General features: G+C 69.4%; 14 protein-coding genes and 1 pseudogene. 6 read left to right on the top strand and 9 right to left on the bottom strand.

Annotation, left to right across the window (positions count from 1 at the left end; genetic code table 11):
* Positions 1–17 precede the first annotated feature (17 nt).
* Together F8M74_RS16865 and cysS are read right to left on the bottom strand one after the other, a co-directional pair.
* Positions 18–1,745 (bottom strand): M28 family metallopeptidase, encoded by a 1,728-nt coding sequence (locus F8M74_RS16865; protein WP_141253847.1) that lies wholly within the window; start codon positions 1,743–1,745, stop codon positions 18–20.
* Positions 1,745–3,238, bottom strand: coding sequence for a cysteine--tRNA ligase (cysS, locus tag F8M74_RS16860; protein ID WP_171410243.1), 1,494 nt, complete (start codon positions 3,236–3,238; stop codon positions 1,745–1,747). The genes F8M74_RS16865 and cysS overlap by 1 nt, the downstream gene beginning before the upstream one ends.
* Positions 3,239–3,411: 173 nt before the next feature.
* Here cysS and F8M74_RS16855 point away from each other — a divergent pair, with 173 nt between their 5' ends.
* Complete coding sequence (locus F8M74_RS16855) at positions 3,412–4,806, top strand: FHA domain-containing protein (protein WP_141258658.1); 1,395 nt, start codon at positions 3,412–3,414, stop codon at positions 4,804–4,806.
* Here F8M74_RS16855 and F8M74_RS16850 read toward each other — a convergent pair.
* Together F8M74_RS16850 and F8M74_RS16845 are read right to left on the bottom strand one after the other, a co-directional pair.
* Positions 4,784–5,431, bottom strand: a complete 648-nt coding sequence (locus F8M74_RS16850; RefSeq protein ID WP_141258647.1) for a hypothetical protein — start codon at positions 5,429–5,431, stop codon at positions 4,784–4,786. The genes F8M74_RS16855 and F8M74_RS16850 overlap by 23 nt on opposite strands.
* Positions 5,432–5,521: 90 nt before the next feature.
* On the bottom strand, positions 5,522–6,016 hold the full coding sequence (locus F8M74_RS16845) for a CarD family transcriptional regulator (protein WP_013939202.1): 495 nt from the start codon (positions 6,014–6,016) through the stop codon (positions 5,522–5,524).
* A gap of 183 nt (positions 6,017–6,199) precedes the next feature.
* Here F8M74_RS16845 and F8M74_RS16840 point away from each other — a divergent pair, with 183 nt between their 5' ends.
* Both F8M74_RS16840 and F8M74_RS16835 read left to right on the top strand, forming a co-directional pair.
* On the top strand, positions 6,200–8,668 hold the full coding sequence (locus F8M74_RS16840; protein WP_141258648.1) for a DNA internalization-related competence protein ComEC/Rec2: 2,469 nt from the start codon (positions 6,200–6,202) through the stop codon (positions 8,666–8,668).
* Entirely contained in the window at positions 8,665–8,919 is a 255-nt protein-coding gene (locus tag F8M74_RS16835) for a hypothetical protein (RefSeq protein WP_171410542.1), read from the top strand. Before F8M74_RS16840 ends, F8M74_RS16835 begins: the two co-directional genes overlap by 4 nt.
* 12 nt (positions 8,920–8,931) lie before the next feature.
* On the opposite strand, the gene F8M74_RS16830 is transcribed toward F8M74_RS16835, so the two are convergent.
* Entirely contained in the window at positions 8,932–10,134 is a 1,203-nt protein-coding gene (locus F8M74_RS16830; protein WP_141258650.1) for a carbohydrate-binding family 9-like protein, read from the bottom strand.
* A 167-nt stretch (positions 10,135–10,301) separates the two neighbouring features.
* Here F8M74_RS16830 and F8M74_RS16825 point away from each other — a divergent pair, with 167 nt between their 5' ends.
* From F8M74_RS16825 to F8M74_RS16815, 3 genes are all read left to right on the top strand, one after another.
* On the top strand, positions 10,302–10,925 hold the full coding sequence (locus tag F8M74_RS16825; protein ID WP_228559808.1) for a hypothetical protein: 624 nt from the start codon (positions 10,302–10,304) through the stop codon (positions 10,923–10,925).
* Between the two features lie 163 nt (positions 10,926–11,088).
* Positions 11,089–11,859, top strand: coding sequence for a YqjF family protein (locus F8M74_RS16820; RefSeq protein WP_141258652.1), 771 nt, complete (start codon positions 11,089–11,091; stop codon positions 11,857–11,859).
* 131 nt (positions 11,860–11,990) lie between these two features.
* A complete protein-coding gene (locus F8M74_RS16815; RefSeq protein ID WP_141258653.1) occupies positions 11,991–12,851 on the top strand; it encodes an FHA domain-containing protein in 861 nt (286 codons plus the stop codon).
* An 8-nt stretch (positions 12,852–12,859) separates the two neighbouring features.
* Here F8M74_RS16815 and F8M74_RS16810 read toward each other — a convergent pair whose 3' ends face one another.
* From F8M74_RS16810 to F8M74_RS16795, 4 genes and pseudogenes are all read right to left on the bottom strand, one after another.
* Positions 12,860–13,294 (bottom strand): PH domain-containing protein, encoded by a 435-nt coding sequence (locus F8M74_RS16810; RefSeq protein ID WP_141258654.1) that lies wholly within the window; start codon positions 13,292–13,294, stop codon positions 12,860–12,862.
* A gap of 62 nt (positions 13,295–13,356) precedes the next feature.
* Positions 13,357–14,673 carry a tetratricopeptide repeat protein gene (locus F8M74_RS16805; RefSeq protein WP_171410541.1) on the bottom strand — a complete coding sequence of 439 codons (1,317 nt, stop codon included), beginning with the start codon at positions 14,671–14,673 and terminating at the stop codon, positions 13,357–13,359.
* A gap of 92 nt (positions 14,674–14,765) precedes the next feature.
* Positions 14,766–16,076, bottom strand: coding sequence for an adenylosuccinate synthase (locus F8M74_RS16800; RefSeq protein ID WP_141258656.1), 1,311 nt, complete (start codon positions 16,074–16,076; stop codon positions 14,766–14,768).
* A 12-nt stretch (positions 16,077–16,088) separates the two neighbouring features.
* Positions 16,089–16,475: pseudogene (locus tag F8M74_RS16795) on the bottom strand (DNA helicase UvrD); the annotation flags it as partial.

Here is a 16,475-nt window from a genome sequence, read left to right as displayed (position 1 = left end):
GGATGTTCGTGACCGCGCTACTTCGAAGTGTCCTGCCGCTTCAACGCTTCCAGGGATTGCAGCCGGGCAGCCTCGAACTCATCCCCCTTGTTCCAGCGCGGCAGCTCCGGTTGCCGGGCAACGTGGGCCCCCAGCAGGAAGAACAGGCGGACGTCCTCCACCGCGCCGGAAAAGTCCCAATCCGGACGCAGCTCGTCCGATGGCTGGTGGTAGTGCTTCGACTCCCAGACCTCCCGCTGCTGCTTGCCCCAGCCCTCCGGCTTGCCGATGAAGTCCATCCCACTGCCGAAGTACGCGGCGGGAATGCCCCGCTTGGCGAAGTTGAACTGGTCCGACCGGTAGAAGAAGCCGCGGTCCGACAACTGGTCCGCCTTCACCACCCGGTTCTGCGTCTTCGCCAGGGCGACCAGCGTGGCGTCCAGGTTGGACTTGCCCAGTCCGATGACGGTGAGGTCGCGGGTGCGGCCATGGATGTTGGCGCCGTCGATGTTGATGTTGGCGGCGACCCGGCCGTGGGGCACGGGCGGGTGCTCGGCCAGGTACTGCGAGCCCAGCAGCCCCTGCTCCTCGGCGGCCACGGCGGCGAAGAGGATGGAGCGGCGCGGCGCCTTGGGAAGGGCCTTGAACGCCTTGGCGATGTTGAGCATCGCCGACACACCGGACGCGTTGTCGAGCGCGCCGTTGTAGATGGTGTCCTCGCCCGGCTTGCCGCCTTCCTTGCGGCCCAGGTGGTCATGGTGCGCGGTGTAGAGCACCACCTCCTGGGACAGCTTCGGGTCGCTTCCGGGCAGCAGCGCCAGCACGTTGGCGGTGGGACTGCGGCGCACCGTGTTGGTGAGGCGCGACGACACCGTCACCCCGAGTGGCACGGGCTGGAAGTCGCGCGTCTGCGCGGCGGCCCACAGCGCGCCCAGGTCCTTGCCCGCCAGTTGCAACACCCGGCGCGTGGCCTGCTCGGTCGTCCAGGCCTTCACCTGGAGGCGGGGTCCCTCCGCCGAGGGCAGCTCGAACTGCTCGCCCGTCCACGACGTCTGCACCACCTGCCACGGGTAGCCCGCGCTCGGCGTGGTGTGGATGATGATGGCGCCCGCCGCGCCCATCTTCGCGGCCTGCTCGTACTTGTAATCCCAGCGGCCGTACCAGAGCCGCGTCTTCCCCGCGAAGAGCTGCGGGTCATCCTCCGGGTCGCTATTGAGGATGAGCAGCGTCTTGCCGCGCAGGTCCATCCCCTTGAAATCGTCCCACTGGTACTCGGGGGCCTGGATGCCGTAGCCCACGAAGACGAGCTCGGACGCCGCCAGCTTCGACTCGGGGGCCTGCACGCCGGACACGGCGATGAAGTCGTGGTGGAACTTCAGGTGCACCGCGCCCTGGGGCGTCTGGAACGACAAATCCTTGGGGCTGCTGGTGACGCCCACCAGGTCAAAAGGCTGCAGGTACGAGCCGTCCGTGCCCGACGGCTGCAACCCGAGCGCCTCGAACTGCGAAGCGATGTACGCCTGCGCGAGCGCGTCCCCCCGTGTGCCGGGACCACGGCCCTCCAGCAGGTCATTCGCGAGGAAGCGCACGTGCGCGCGCAGCACCTCCGGAGCGATGACACCGGACGCGGACTGCTCCGCGGGCGTCGTCAACTGCACGCGCTGCGCGAGCGCCGGAGCGGAGCAGAGGGCGAGAAGCAGGGACAGCGAGCGCATCATGGTGTCCCGAGCCCTAACACGAAGCCCGGGACACCCGAAGCACTGCATCAGCCCTGGAGCGGCGCCACCTTCCACGTCGTGCCAGCGGGCGTGTCCATGATTTCCACGCCCTTCTGCTTCAGCTCGCTTCGCACCCGGTCCGCGGCGGCGAAGTCCTTCGCCGCGCGAGCAGCGGTGCGCTCGCCCAGCAGGCGCTCCACCTCCGCCACGTCGATGCCCCGCTCGCGCACGGCGCGCTCGCGGCGGCGCAGCAGCCACGCATCGGCCGCGTCTTCGAAGAGGCCCAGGACGCCAGACACCCTGCGCACGTCCTCACGCAGCGCCTGCAGTGTGCGGCCCACCAGGGCCTTGTCCTTCACGGGCGGCTTGTCGGTCAGCTCGTTCATCAACCCGAAGAGCCCCGACAGCGCGCCCAGGCCGCCCGCGGTATTGAAGTCGTCGTCCATGGCGGACTCGAACTCGGTGAAGAAGCGCTGCGGGTCGCCATGCAGGGGCCCCTTGCCGAAGTCCTTCCCCGAGATTCGCTCGTCCACCTTGCGGAGCGTCTCGTAGAAGTACTCCATGCGCGTCTCAGCATCCGCCAGCGCCTTGTCGGAGAACGACAGCGGGTGGCGGTAGTGCGTGGCGAGGAAGAAGAAGCGCAGCGCTTCCGGGTCCACCTTGGTCAGCGCGTCGCGCAGGCGCACCACGTTGCCCAGCGACTTGGACATCTTCGCGCCTTCCAGGTCCAGGAAGCCGCAGTGCATCCAATACCGGGCGAAGGTCACGCCGTTGGCGGACTCGCTCTGGGCGATTTCGTTCTCGTGGTGGGGGAAGATGAGGTCCAGCGCGCCGCCGTGGATGTCGAACGTCTCACCCAGGTACTTCGCGCTCATGGCGGAGCACTCGATGTGCCAGCCCGGACGGCCGGGGCCCCAGGGGCTCTCCCACGCGGGCTCTCCCGGCTTGGCCGCCTTCCACAGGGCGAAGTCGAGCGGCTCGCGCTTCTGCTCACCCGGCTGCACGCGCTCGCCTACGCACAGCTCGTCCAGGTTGCGCTTGGACAGCTTCGCGTAGTCCGCGTCGCTGCTCACGGAGAAGTACACGTCGCCCTGGGAGGCGTACGCGTGGCCCTTGTCCACGAGCTTCTGGATGATGGCGATGATTTCGGGGAGGTGGTCGCTCACCCGCGGCGAGAAGTCCGGCTCCTGCAGGTGGAGCGCCCGGGTGTCCTCCCGGAAGATCTCCACGTAGCGTGCCGCCAGCTCCACGGGGGCCTCCCCAGTCTCCGCGGCCGCCTTGATGATCTTGTCGTCCACGTCCGTGAAGTTGCGGACGTACCGGACCTTCAGGCCCCGGTGACGGAGGTAGCGGACCACCACGTCGAAGGAGGTGAAGGTGCGGGCATTCCCGATATGGATGTAGCTGTAGACGGTAGGACCACAGACGTAGACCCCCACCTCGCCAGGAATGGCGGGCTGCAGCAGCTCCTTCTGCATGGTCATCGTGTTGAAGAGCCGGATGGCGGGCGGGGTCACGTGCGGCAATCCTCTCGGGTCCATAGGCGTGGGTGCGTCCCGCACTCTAGAGTCTCGGGTCGCGGACAGGCCAGTATTCGCAAGGGGTTCGTCGCCGCCCCCAATCTGGGAGAATGGGCATCATGGCTCCACCGAACCCAAAGCGGCCCCCTCGGCCGCCCCGCCCGCCCGGTACGCAGGCGCCCCAGGATTCAGACGTGGAGCTGCCCTTCGATGACGACGAGGTGGATCCGCTCCAGGCTGACGACCCGCGTCCCCAGCGGGTGCCCCAGTTTCCCGCCGGCTCCCGCCGCAGCCGGCGCCAGGGCCCGGGAGGGCGCGCCAACAGCGACCGCGAGCTCGCCTCCCGCTTCGACACCTCGAATGAGTACTCGGACCCCGGGTACGCGCCTGCCTTCCTGTACGTCGAGCGAGGCCCCGGCGCCGGGCAGTTGGTGCCCGTCAAACAGGGGGCGCTGGTCATCGGGCGGTCCTCCTCGTCCGACCTCCGCCTGCAACACCCGTCCATCAGCCGTCGGCATGCGCACCTGACCCGCCGCGGCGAGCGCTTCTACCTGAAGGACCTCAGCAGCCAGAACGGCACCTTCCTCAACCGCCATCGCATCACCTCGGAGGTCGAACTGATGCCGGGGGACGAGGTGTCCCTCGGCAATGCCCTGCTGCGCCTGCGCGGTCCCGGTGGAACCCCTGCCCTGGGTGTGCCCGCGGTCTCCCACGACGACGCGCCGCCTTCGCGCAGGGCCTTGAGCACGGTGGGCGTGGCCCTGGGCGCCGCGGCGCTCGGTTCGGGTGTGGCCGCGCTCATCGCTCTGCTTTCCATGCAGATGGCCGGCGGCACGGAGCACACCGCTCCCGCCCCGCCACCGGCGGCCCCTCGGAATGCGGCCGCCGCTTCGCCGACCGTGGTCGTGTCGGGTGCGCCCACGCGGCTCGACATGGAAGTGCCCGCAGCCAGCAGCGCCGAGAAAACAGGCGACACGGCGGTTGGAGCCGCGACGACCACCACGGAGAATCCGCCCCCCAAAGAGGAGAACGCGCCCCTGACGCCCAAGGCCACGGGCATCAGCGCCCTGAACGTGGCGCGGGGCACCACGAAGCAGGTGCGTCCCATGGCCGTTGCCCCCTCGAACAAGCGGACGGCTGGGGCGCTCGATTCGGCGGCGGCGCCATCCGACGCCACCTCCGCGAAGGAGGCCGAGGTCCTGCGCCGCTACGAAGCGGGAGATTTGGCGGCGGCCCGGGACCTGGCCCAGGCGGAGAAGCTCACCGCGCTGCACGGGCAGCTCATCCGTTTCGAGACCGCCGAGGCGCAGGCGAAGAAGGCCCTGGCGCAGCGGGACTTCCCGGAGGCCATTGCCCAGCTGACGCTCGCCATTTCCGTGGACGATGCCCTGGCACATGGCTGGAGCAAACACGGACCGCCCCTGCGCAAGCAGTTGTCGCGACTCCACGTCCAGGTCGGCACGGAGCATGCCGCCGCGGGCCGGGTGAACGAGGCGCGCGCCGCCTTCGAGCAGGCCCTGAAGCACGACACTGGCAACCGCGAGGCCCGCGAGCAACTCGGCCGGCTCACCGGCGCTTCAGCCCCCTGACCAGCAGCATCGCGTTGAGCACCACGAAGGTGACCAGCGCCAGGCACACGAGCAGCAACCCCCTGTCCGCGCCGGGCCGCTCGCCTTCGATGAGCAGCCACAACCGGCCGTCCCGCGGTTGGAGCTCGCCCATGCGCTCCATCAGGGCCAGGGCGTCGCGGTAGCGAGGGGCATCCTCTTGCGCCAGCAGCCGTCCTCGCACGGCGAAGGGACGCTGGTCGGGCTGCGGCGGCGGACGGCCATCCATCCACTGCTCCCCCGGGAGCGCTGGCCGGCGCACCACGAAGGGCGAGTCCCGCAGCCCCACGAGGACATACAGCGCACCGTCCGCGCGCTCATAGGCGCCCCGGACCGTGGGCACACCATGCGCCTGGGCGTATCGGTTGGAAGTGAGCGCCTCGAAGCGGTACGCCCCTTCCGCCCCCAGCGTCAGCGGCACGATTGGAGACAGGAAATACGACAAGTCCTTCCACTGCATGCCGAGCAGCACCAGTCCCACGGCGATGGCCATGACCGCGGCCATGGGACGTACGCCCACGCGGCGGCGTGACAACCGGAACTCGAGCTCCGCGATGCGGCGCGCTCGCGCCTCTTCCGAGGGGGACTGCGGAAGCTGCTCACTCATGGGCGGGCATGATGTGGCGTGGAAAGACGAAACCCCGAGCCCCCTGACTGGGAACCCGGGGCGACGAGTCTTGGACGGCAGCTGGACGGCTCAGGCCAGGTTGAAGATCTTCTTCAGGTCCGACTCGATTTCTTCCTCGGAGCAGTCCTTGGCCAGCGACAGCTCCTTGATGAGCAGCGAGCGCGCGGTATCCAGCATCTTCCGCTCGCCAAAGGAGAGGTCCTTGTCGCCCTTCAGGAGGTAGAGGTCGCGGAGCACTTCGGCGATTTCGAACACCGAGCCCGTCTTGATCTTCTCCATGTACTCCCGGTAACGACGGTTCCACGTCGTGGAGTCAACGGAGATGTCCTTCTCCTTGAGGATGGAGTAGACCTGCTTGACGTCCTCCTCGCTGATGATCTCCCGGAGACCGACCGACCCGACCTTGTTGATCGGGATCATGATCCGCATTCCGTTCTCCAGGATGCGCAGCACGTAGAAGGACTGGCGCTGCCCGGCCACCTCGGTGTGTTCGATACCCATCACTTCACCGACGCCCTGGCCCGGGTAGACCGCCTTGTCACCAGTCTTGAAGCTGGTCTGCACTCACTGCCTCCTTGAAAGACTCGTTCCCGGCCTTTCAGCCGGGCACTACTACCACAAACCACATCCACGGGCAACGATAACGCCTTGACCACCCAGGACGCTCCCGACTACGTTGTCGGTTTCTACACGCGGTGTCGGCAGATGTGTGCACCAGTGTGACGGGCGGCGGGTGGGGGTCGGAAGGTGGAACGTCATGCTTGGCGCGACCTGGGCGCGCGTCCTCTCTTCTTTCCCGCCCTGAGCCTGTCACTCGGAGCCCTCTGCGCCCCGGTAACAAGCGCGTACGCTGAACCATTTCTCGTTTGTGGGCTTCTTCTGGGAGCGCTCGGGCTGACGCTTGCCCGGCTGCCTGGTGCACATCTCGCCGTGCTGGCGTCACTCTGGGCGGCGGGCGCGGGGCTGGCGCGCTGGGAATCCCAGGTGGATGTGCCGGCGGAGCTGACCCAAGGCAACACCATCGTCATCGAGGGAGAAACGGAGCGGGTGGACCGCTTCGACGGGACGACACGTGTCCGATTGGCTGTCGCGCGGGCGGGCGTCTCTCCCGGGCCGCTCGCGCCTGTACGGTTTCGGATGAACCTGTCGCTGCGCGGCGAGCCACCGCCGCTCCTGCCCGGGCAACGTGTCCGGGCAGAGACGAAGCTGCAGCCAGACGCACCCCCATCGAACCCGGGCGAGAAGGATTTCGGAGCAGCGCGACGGCGACAGGGCGTGGCCTTCACCGGTGGCATGGACGCGCGGCGCCTGGTGGTGCTCTCCCCTGCCCCGGCGTGGCGGGTGTCATTGGAGGACACGCGCACGCGGCTGGCGGCGGCGGTCCATGCCGTGTCGCCATCGACGGATGCGGCGGCGCTCTTCCTCACCCTGGCGGCGGGGCAACGCGCCGCGCTGGATGACTCGTGGGAAGAGGCCTTCTCTCGCGCAGGACTGGCCCACGTGTTGAGTGTCAGCGGGCTGCACGTGGCGGCGTTGGCGCTGATGACGCTCGCGGTGCTGCGGAGGCTGGTGGTGCGCACCGGCGAGCGGTGGCGGATGCTGGATGCTCGGCAGGTGGCGGCCCCCGCGGCGGTGCCCTTCGTCTGGGCCTATGTCGTGTTCACCGACAACCAGCCGCCCGCGGTGCGCTCCGCGGTGATGGCCACGGTGGTGCTGCTGGGGCTGGCGCTGTGGCGGCGCGCGGACGGGCTCAACGGACTGGCCGCCGCGGCCGTGGTGCTGGTGGCCTGGGCGCCCTCCAGCGTGGCCGACCTGTCGCTGAGACTGTCGTTCCTCGCCGTACTGGGACTGGTGCTGCTATCACCGCCGCTGCGGCAGGCGCTGCCCCTGGCCGAGCTCGACCCGTCCGAGCCCCACCGCGTCCGGCGCTGGTGGGGACAGGCCCGGGAGACGGTGGCGCAGACGCTGTGCGCGAGCGCGGCCGCGACGCTGTCGGGACTCCCCATCGTCGCGGCGACCTTCGGACGGGTGAGTATCGCGGGGCTCATCTCGAACGTGGTCGCCCTGCCCTTGTGCGGGCTGCTCACGGGTCTGGCCGCGGGTGGCGCCGCGCTCTTCGTCGTCGCCCCCGTGCTGGCGACGCCGGTGCTGTGGGCCGGCGCGTGGGCGTCCGAGCTGCTGCTGGTCATCACCCGGCTCTTCGCGGCGGCGCCGCTGGCCTCGGTCGAGGTGCCGTCACTGGGCTTCCTGTCGGCGCTCTACGCGGCGGGGCTGCTGACGTGGGCGCTCGGCACGGGGCGCTGGCGGCTGGGCGGTTTGTTGGCTCCCGCGGCCGTCGTCGCCGCCATCCTGGCACCTGTGCTCACGCCGCAGCCCGGGCTGCGCGTCACCTTTCTCTACGTGGGTCAGGGCGACGGCGTGGTCGTCAGCTCCGGTGGTGAGCACATGCTCGTGGATGGCGGCGGCGTTCCAGGCGGCATGGACACCGCGGAACGCTTCATCCTCCCGTACCTGAAGCACGCGGGCATCTCCCGGCTGGACCTCGCCGTGCTGTCACATCCGCACCCGGACCATGCGCTCGGGCTGGCATCCGCGTTGAAACAGATTCCCACCCAGCGACTGTGGATGCCCGCGGGCGACGGAGACGGTCCGCTCTCGCGGCAGGTGGTGGCCGCGGCGGGGACGGCGCTCGTGGAGGAAGTCGAGGTGGGCCATCCACCCCTGCGCCTGGGCGAGGCGACCATCGAAGTGCTCGGGCCACCAGCGTTGGAGGCACGCGACCTGCTGGAAGGCGCGAACGACCGAAGCGTGGTGCTCCTGGTGCGCCACGGCGACGTCACCGTGCTGCTCACGGGCGACGTGGAGGCGGATGGCGAGGAGGCCCTGGCGGAACAGCTGGGCCCGGTGACGGTGATGAAGGCCCCTCACCACGGTTCACGGACATCCTCCACGGAAGCCCTGCTGGCACGCACACGCCCACGGCACGTCGTCTTCTGCGTGGGCCGGCGCAACCGGTACGGCTTCCCCCACGACGACGTGGAGGCGCGATACCGGGCGCTGGGAAGCGAGTGCTGGAGAACGGACCAGCATGGCGCCATCACCGTGGAAAGCGACGGCCAGGACGTCCGCCTGCTCACCTTCCTGCCCAACGAGCCCTCTCCCCGAGTCACACCGGTTGCGCGGGCTGGGGACCCATCACCAGATTGGGGCCGATGATTTCAGAGGATATCGACCTCCAGCAGCTCACCGCCGACCTGAAGAACGCGCTCGGCCCCGGAGAACCCATCGGGTACCTCCGTGGCAAGTCCGTGATGCGCAACCTGCTCGTGGACATGCGCGGCTTCTCGCAGTTAGAGGCGGAGGAGCTCATCGACACGATGGAGACTCGCGGCTTCCTCCGCTTCCTGGGGGACCCCACCGAGCGGTCCGTCGCGGACGCGCACTGGGACATCAGCCCCCACGCGTGAGCGCGGGCGCCCCTATTCGAACACGAGCCAACCGAAGCGCGGCAGCGCATGGAAGTCGCCGACGAAGAGGGGCGAGAAGGACTGCCCCTCCACCGTGCGGCGGTCATGGTGCTCCAGCCGGTAGAGATTGAAGCGCCAGCGATCACCCGGCTGGGGCGGGATGTGCGGGACTTCGGCCAGCCGGTCGAAGGGAATCTGCATCTCCACCGACCAGCCCTCGTCACGGTCCGAGGCATCATCCAACGTGCCCCGCACCTTCACGGCGGACGTCATCCCTGAATCCCAGGAGCGGTCCATGCCCTGCCGACGGGCGGGGAAGTACGCGTCGAAGATGACGTTGTGCGGTGACACCTGGAGTTCGTTGTAGGTGCGGCCATCCGCGTTCGCGTCGAGGAAGATTTCCACCACCTCCTCCTCGTAGATGGGGTCATCGCGCTTGCGCAGTGTGCCCCACACGTCCGGGTCATCCAGGTCGAAGGCCACGTAGAGGAACTTGCCGTCATGGACGAGCCGCGCCTCGGTGCGCTGGCGCGCGGCGCTCCCGTCGAAGCTCCGGCGCAGCACCACCGGTTTGGACTGCTTCCACGCCGCGTCGTCGAGCACGCCGTCGATGGTGGGCGGCTGGCTCACGCGCGGGACGGAGTACTCGGGCAGCTCCTGCGCGGCCCCGCCCAGCTGGGGCCCCAGCATCCGCTGCGAGCCGTCATGCGCATTGGCGTCGTCCACGGGCAGCCGGGAGTCTCCCCGCCAGAAGCCGAGCATCACGCGCGCGGGCGTGCCCGGCATGGGCACCGAGTGGACGTCCTCGATGACCTTGCCCACCGGCCATGACGCCAGCGGCGCGGCGCCCCCCTGTACCTCATGGTCCGCGTTCGTGAGCATGCCGCCACTGGCCGGGTCCACGACGTGGACGAAGAAGGCGAAGCCCTGCGGCGGCGGACGAACCGCTTGGAAGTAATGGGCCAACCGCACCTGCGTGCCGGGCGAGGCCTTTTCCGGTGACACCTTGGAGCCCAGGTACACCACCGCGCCACCGGCGAACGTCGCGCCGCTGCGGAACGTGAGGTCCGCGGGCGCCGCGTCCAGGGTGCGAAGCTGCGTGGGCGCGGGAATGCGGGGCGTCTGCTGACGCGGCCCGGCCTGCTCATCACGACAGGCGGTGGCAAGACAGGTGACGGCCAGCAGCGGAGCGAGGACGGAGGACGGGAGACGCATCGGGGCCGCGCATCCTAGCGGGCTTCGCGTCCAATGGGTTCACCACGAGGTGAGCGAGCAGGCAACCATCGAGCTCCTCTCGCCTTGAAGTCCCGGCAATTGTCATGCCGAGCGGTGGCTCCCATCTTCTCGCCTCAACCGGCGGTTCAGGCCCAAGGGAGGCGCGAATGAAAACTCTACTCAAGGCGGGTGCGGTGGTGGGTGTGCTGGGAGCAGGGAGCGCCATGGCACAGGAGCGGCTGGAGTCCTCCGCGGACATGCGCGGACTGACGTTCCTGGTGGGCGGCGGTGTCGAGGGCTACACGAGCGCACTGGGCTCCGACATCAACCCGGGCCTTGGCTACGGCGTGACGGTGGCCATCAAGCCCACGAAGGTGCTGGGCCTCGAGCTGGGCTACTCGGGCGCCATCAACGAGTTCGACCAGCGCGTGGTGACGGGCGCCCGGAGCGGCCCGGACCTGGTACGAAACGGCGCGCACGTGGTGGCCACGCTGGGCCTGGGTGCCGCGCCCGTGCAGCCCTACGTCCTGGGCGGCGTGGGAATCAGCCGGTACAACGTGCGGGCACCCACGGTCGCCTTCGCGGATGACACGGCGGGCAACATCCCGTTGGGCGGCGGCCTGCGCGTCCACATGGGCAACTTCACCGCCGATGCCCGGCTCCAGTACAGCTTCCTCTTGGACCAGCAGTTCGCGGCGAACGCCCCGCCCGGCGACGTCACGATTGGCGACCGGAACTTCAGCAGCGGCGGCAGCTACGCGGGCACCGTCAACATCGGCGCGACCTGGTAGCGACGCGGCCACCTGTGCCTGGGCATGGAGCGAGCCCGGACACCTGGCCTCCGCCGAGCGCTCCCCCGTCGCAGAATGCCGGCTTCTGCGAGGGGTGAGCGCGACGCACGCCCGCCGTCAGACTGAGTGGCGTCGGGAGACGACCCCGCATTAGGACGGAGGCATGCGCCCTTTCCTCACGGCGGAGTGGCGGTATCTCGTCATGCTCAACTACGAGGTGGACCCGGAGGTCCTGCGCCCCCTCGTCCCCCGAGACACGGAGCTGGACACCTGGCAGGGCCGGACCTTCGCCAGCATGGTGGGCTTCCGGTTCCTCGACACGCGCGTGCGGGGACTTCCCGTGCCGTTCCACCGGAACTTCGACGAGGTGAACCTGCGCTTCTACGTGCGCCACCTTGGCCCTGAAGGCTGGCGACGAGGCGTGGTGTTCGTGAAGGAAATCGTCCCGCGACAGGCCATCGCCACCGTGGCGCGCGTGCTCTACAACGAGCCGTATGTCGCGCTGCCCATGCGACACGTCGTGGAGATGGAAGGCGCGCACACCGGCGCCCCCGGCCGTGTTGAGTATGCGTGGAAGGCAGGGGGACGGTGGCAGCACCTGGCGGCGACGACGCTCGGGCCGCCGCAGGCCAGCGAGCCCGGCTCGGAGGCGGAGTTCATTACCGAGCACTACTGGGGCTACACCGCGCAACGGGACGGCGGCTGCGCGGAGTACCGCGTGGAGCATCCCCGCTGGTCCGTGTGGCAGGTGGACAACACCGAGCTCGATATCGACGTGGAAGGCATGTACGGCGCGAGGTTCGTCCCCTTCCTGCGCGGCAAGCCCAGCTCCGCCTTCGTCGCGGACGGCTCGGCCGTGGCCGTGTATCCCGGCACGCGAACGGGCTCCGGTGCCGGCCAGTCGCCAGCCTCCGAGACGCCGCGCGCCGCCTGAGCAGGTCCGCGTTGCCTCCGCGGGCGTCTCGCGCTTCGGACGACCCCATCGCCACCGGGACGCACATGGACGGCAAGTCCGCGGAACCCTGGCCTCCTGGGACGGCCGGCCCGTTGCTTCCGGGTTGTCTCATGCGCTTCGAATTCGAACACCTGGGCTCCACCACCCCCTTCGAGCTCTCCGATGGCATCCACCTCCTGGGAGGCGGCCCGGATGACCACATCCGACTGGAGGGATTGCCCCCGAGCCTTCTCAGTCTTCGCATCGAGGCACAGCGGCTCATGGTCGAGGCCGCGCGCACCTTCTCCGTCAATGGCGTGCTGGTCCCCCCGGGTGTCCCGAGGCTGGTGATTCCCGGAGAGGCGCTCGGCCTGCCCGACGACATGGGACTGCGCGTGCTTCAAGAGGCCGTCAGTGAGCGCGGGCTGGGCACCGTGGCACTCCTCAAGGGACTGCTGACGGGAACGGATGAACCGGCCCCATCGCGCGCGGCCACCCTCACCTGCCTCACGGGACTGGATGTCGGGCGCGTCCATGCGCTCGCCGAGGCGCAGACGGACATCGGCCGGGGCAGCGACGTGGCGATGCGGCTGAGAGACCGGGCCGTGTCCAGGACGCATGCGCGCGTCCTCCACGGCGAGAGTGGATTCTCCCTGGAGGACCTGGGCAGCCCCAACGGCGTCTTCCTCAACGGCCAGCGCGTCGAATCCCGGGTTCCGCTCGCGGATGGCGACGTCATTGAAATGGGCCGTTCACTGCTCCGCTTCCAGGCCGCCGTGGAAGAGCCCCCGCCCCCCGCCTCGCCTGCTGGCGAGCAGGAACCGCCCTCTGGCGCGGTCGGCCCTGCTTCCACCGAAGTCACGGTGGAGCCCACGCCCGAGGCACCTCCCAGCGTGCCCAAGCCTCGCGGCGAATGGTGGCTGATTGGCTTGGGCGCGGTGGCGGCCTCCGTGGGCGTGGCCGTCACGTGGCTGCTCGCGACGGGAAGCTGACGCGAGGCTCAGCCTGGAATGGGCCCCAGCCCCGCGCGCTCCACGAGGAGCCGCGCGAGCTGCTGATGGTGCATGAAGAAGCTGGTGAAGTGGACGAGGCCCGCTTTGCCTCGGATGGCGTAGACCGTCACGGGCCCGGGCAGGACATCGAGCTTGCGGATGTCCGCGAAGGTGAAGCGCCGCGTCCGCACCATGCCTCGGTAGGTCAAGCCCCGGGCATCCACGACGATGTGCGTGCGCCCGTAGTACATGAGCGACACGGCGAAGAAGAGGACGAAAAAGCCCGCCGAGAGGAAGGTCTTGAGCGGGACCTCATCGAAGAATCGGAGGAGGTACACCAGCACGGCAATCCAGAGGAGACCCGCGGCGGCCATGACCGCTGCGAGGACCCGTCGGGGTCTGAAGACCTGCCGTCCGTTCGGTTCCGCGTCGCGCCCAGTCATTCATGGAAGCTAATGCTTGGGGCTGGCACGGTCCACCGACCCTCAGGCTTCCTGCCTGCCGGTCAACGCAGGCGCGCCGCCTTCTGTCGGGATTCCTCCTGGAGCTGGGGGCGGACGTCCACGGAGGAGGAGGCGGCATAGCGCTCGTAGAGGTCGCGTGCCTCCAGCGTGCGGCCCATGGCGCGGAAAGATTCGGCCAGTCCGTAAAGCGGTGACGCCGAGCCGGGCTCCAGCTCCAAGGCGTACTGATAGTCCGCCGCGGCTTCCGCGTAGCGACGCAGGCCGATGTTGGCGCTGCCTCGCGCGACGAAGGCCACGGCCAGCATAGGCTCGAGTTGGATGGCCTGGGTGAGGCTGGTCAGCGCGCCACTGAAGTCCTTGCTGGCGATGCGCTGTACGCCCTGCTCATACGCCCGGCGCGCCAGCGCGCGCGTCGTGTCGGCCACGGGGCCAGAGCCCGGTGCCTGTCCCGCGGCCAGGGGAGAAGCGCCCGCCTGCGCAATCTTCGCCCGCGCGCGGTCGATGTTCTCCTTCGCGCTCTGTTGGATGGCCGCGTCCTTCGTGAGCGCGGTGGCCCGCTCCCACTGCGCCACCGCCTGTCCGTAGTAGCCCAGCACCGCCAAGGCGTTGCCCAGCTTGAACAAGGCCTCCACATGGCCCGCATCCGCGTGGGACGCATCCAGGAAGGCGAAGGCCGCCTCGCGGTAGCGGCGCTCCTTCATCAAGGCATCGCCGTCACGGATGCGCGACGCCGCCAGCGCCGGATTGGACGTCACGGATTCCGCGGCGGGCGCCGCCGAGGGCGTCGCAGCGGCAGGCGCGGTGGCAACCACGAGCGGCTCGGCGCCCATGGCCTTCAGGTGCTCGGTCGCCTTGCGGACCCAGACCTGCTCTCCCTTGCGCTGCTCACGGGCGATGTACGCCTGGTACGCGGGAATCGCCTTGTCCTTCTGGCCGAGCTGCCGGTAACTCTCCCCCAGCCCGTAGAAGCCGTCCGCGTCGCCAGGCTCGAGCTCGGTGTAGCGCTCGTAGGCCTGTGCCGCGGTGGCCGCGTCCCCCGTCTTCCGCGCGGCATAGCCCAGGTTGAACCAGGCCATCTTGAAGCCGGGGTCGGCCTTCGCGGCGTCACGAAAGAGCGTGAGCGCCTCCTGCACCTGCCCCTTGCGGAAGAGCACGCTGCCCAGGCCATTGAGGGCGGAGGGATAGCCGGGCGTGTCGGCCAGGGCCTCGCGGTAGGCGGTGGCCGCGTCATCCCAGCGGCCACGCGCCAGCGCCGACTCCCCGCGCAGGAAGGCGGCCCGGGCCGCGGCGGATGGCTCCGCGGCCCCCAGCAGCATTGCCGCGGACAGCGCGATGACGAACCTGCGCAAGACGACCATGACGGCTCCCGGGGTATCGATCCGGAAGCCGTAGCAGAAAAACCAGGGCCGCGTCAGCACGCCCGCGAGCGACGCCAGCCCTTCGCCTCCGCTCAGCTCCGGAACGGGTTCTGGAGCAGCACCGTCTCACCGCGGTCGGCGCCCACGGAGACGCACACCACGGGGACGCCGCTGACCTCCTCCACCCGGCGCACGTAGCGCTTGGCGTTCTCCGGCAGCTCGTCGAAGGTCCGCACGCCGGCGATCTGCTCGTCCCAGCCCTGGAGCGTCTCGTAGATGGGCTTGACGCGCGCCAGGTCCTCGTAGTCGCCGGGCAGCTCCGTCACCTTCTGGCCGTCCAGCTCGTACGCGGTGCAGATCTGCAGCGTCTTGAGGCCGCTGAGCACGTCCAGCTTGGTGAGGGCCATGCCCCACAGGCCATTGACGCGCGAGGCGTAGCGCAGCACCACGCCGTCCAGCCACCCGCAGCGACGGGGCCGGCCGGTGGTGGTGCCGAACTCGTCGCCCATCTTGCGCAGCTGGTCGCCGATGGCGTCGTTCAGCTCCGTGGGGAACGGACCGCCGCCCACGCGCGTGGTGTAGGCCTTGCTGATGCCCATCACCTTGTCGATGGCCGTGGGGCCCAGGCCCGAGCCCACCGCCGCGTTGCCCGCCACGCAGTTGGAGGACGTCACGAAGGGATAGGTGCCGTGGTCCACGTCCAGCAGCGTGCCCTGCGCGCCCTCGAAGAGGATGCGGGCGCCGCGGCGCACATGACCGGACAGATAGAGTGAGGCGTCGTGGACGAAGGGCTTGAGCCGCTCGCCCAGGGCGGTGAACTCCGCCAGCACCTGCGGCACCTCGAGCTGCGGCACCGGGTCGCCCGCCTGCGCGCACAGGTCCTTCAGTTCGTCCAGCGCCGCCGGCAGCCGGGCCTCGATGCGCGTGCGCAGCCGGTCCGCGTTGAGCAGGTCCCGCATGCGGATGCCGCGACGGGCCACCTTGTCCTCGTACGCGGGGCCAATGCCCCGGCCCGTGGTGCCAATGGCGCTGCCGCCGCGCGCCTTCTCGCGGAAGCTGTCCAGCAGCTTGTGCCACGGGAAGATGACGTGGGCATTGTCGGAGATGAGGAGCTGCGCGTCGTCCTTGAGGAAGCCGCGCACCTTCAGCGCGTCAATCTCCCCGACGAGGACGGCAGGATCCACCACCACTCCGTTGCCAATCACACACGTCTTCCCAGGGTGGAGGATACCCGAGGGAATCAGGTGGAGAACGGTCTTCTGCCCGCCCACCACCAGCGTGTGGCCCGCGTTGTTGCCGCCCTGGAAGCGGACGACGACCTGGGCATGCTCGGTGAGCAGGTCAACGACCTTGCCCTTCCCCTCATCTCCCCACTGCGCTCCGATGACGACGACGTTCGGCATGGTGCTCGCCGCTTAGCACGCGCGGGGGGCCAGGTGACAGTGTTCCGCGAAGCCACAATGCAGGGCCTGGCAGGCTGCCTTCTCCCTCCCATCCCATTCACCGCTCGCTTCACCGCGTGCCACTGCCCGTGCTGCCCCAGCGAGCCGCCCGGCGGCCTCCTCCAGGCCCCTCGTCCCGGACAGCCACTCGGGCTCCGGCTGGGGCTCTCGCAGGAAGACGACTCCCACCCGCACCGGCACCCCTTCTCGCACCATCCGCCGGGCCACCAGTCCCAGTGCCGCCAGCTCGTAGGTGTACGCGGCCGCGCCCAGTGGATGACGCCCGCCGTGTTTGAAGGCCACCACCACGGCCTCCCCGTGGGGTGATTCCCACAGCAGGTCCACCGCCCCCTCGACCCC

This window comes from Myxococcus sp. CA023, assembly GCF_010998615.1.
GTDB lineage: Bacteria > Myxococcota > Myxococcia > Myxococcales > Myxococcaceae > Myxococcus.
The sequence above is the reverse complement of the archived record's forward strand: the minus strand, read 5'-3'. Positions and strand labels throughout refer to the sequence as shown.

Excerpts from the sequence above, each read along its gene's own strand:
- F8M74_RS16800 (WP_141258656.1), bottom strand. The coding sequence starts at position 16,076 with ATGCCGAACGTCGTCGTCATCGGAGCGCAGTGGGGAGATGAGGGGAAG.
- F8M74_RS16815 (WP_141258653.1), top strand. The coding sequence starts at position 11,991 with ATGCGCTTCGAATTCGAACACCTGGGCTCCACCACCCCCTTCGAGCTC.
- F8M74_RS16825 (WP_228559808.1), top strand. The coding sequence starts at position 10,302 with ATGAAAACTCTACTCAAGGCGGGTGCGGTGGTGGGTGTGCTGGGAGCA.
- F8M74_RS16810 (WP_141258654.1), bottom strand. The coding sequence starts at position 13,294 with ATGACTGGGCGCGACGCGGAACCGAACGGACGGCAGGTCTTCAGACCC.
- F8M74_RS16830 (WP_141258650.1), bottom strand. The coding sequence starts at position 10,134 with ATGCGTCTCCCGTCCTCCGTCCTCGCTCCGCTGCTGGCCGTCACCTGT.
- F8M74_RS16805 (WP_171410541.1), bottom strand. The coding sequence starts at position 14,673 with ATGGTCGTCTTGCGCAGGTTCGTCATCGCGCTGTCCGCGGCAATGCTG.
- F8M74_RS16850 (WP_141258647.1), bottom strand. The coding sequence starts at position 5,431 with ATGAGTGAGCAGCTTCCGCAGTCCCCCTCGGAAGAGGCGCGAGCGCGC.
- cysS (WP_171410243.1), bottom strand. The coding sequence starts at position 3,238 with ATGGACCCGAGAGGATTGCCGCACGTGACCCCGCCCGCCATCCGGCTC.
- F8M74_RS16865 (WP_141253847.1), bottom strand. The coding sequence starts at position 1,745 with ATGCAGTGCTTCGGGTGTCCCGGGCTTCGTGTTAGGGCTCGGGACACC.
- F8M74_RS16835 (WP_171410542.1), top strand. The coding sequence starts at position 8,665 with ATGATTTCAGAGGATATCGACCTCCAGCAGCTCACCGCCGACCTGAAG.
- F8M74_RS16820 (WP_141258652.1), top strand. The coding sequence starts at position 11,089 with ATGCGCCCTTTCCTCACGGCGGAGTGGCGGTATCTCGTCATGCTCAAC.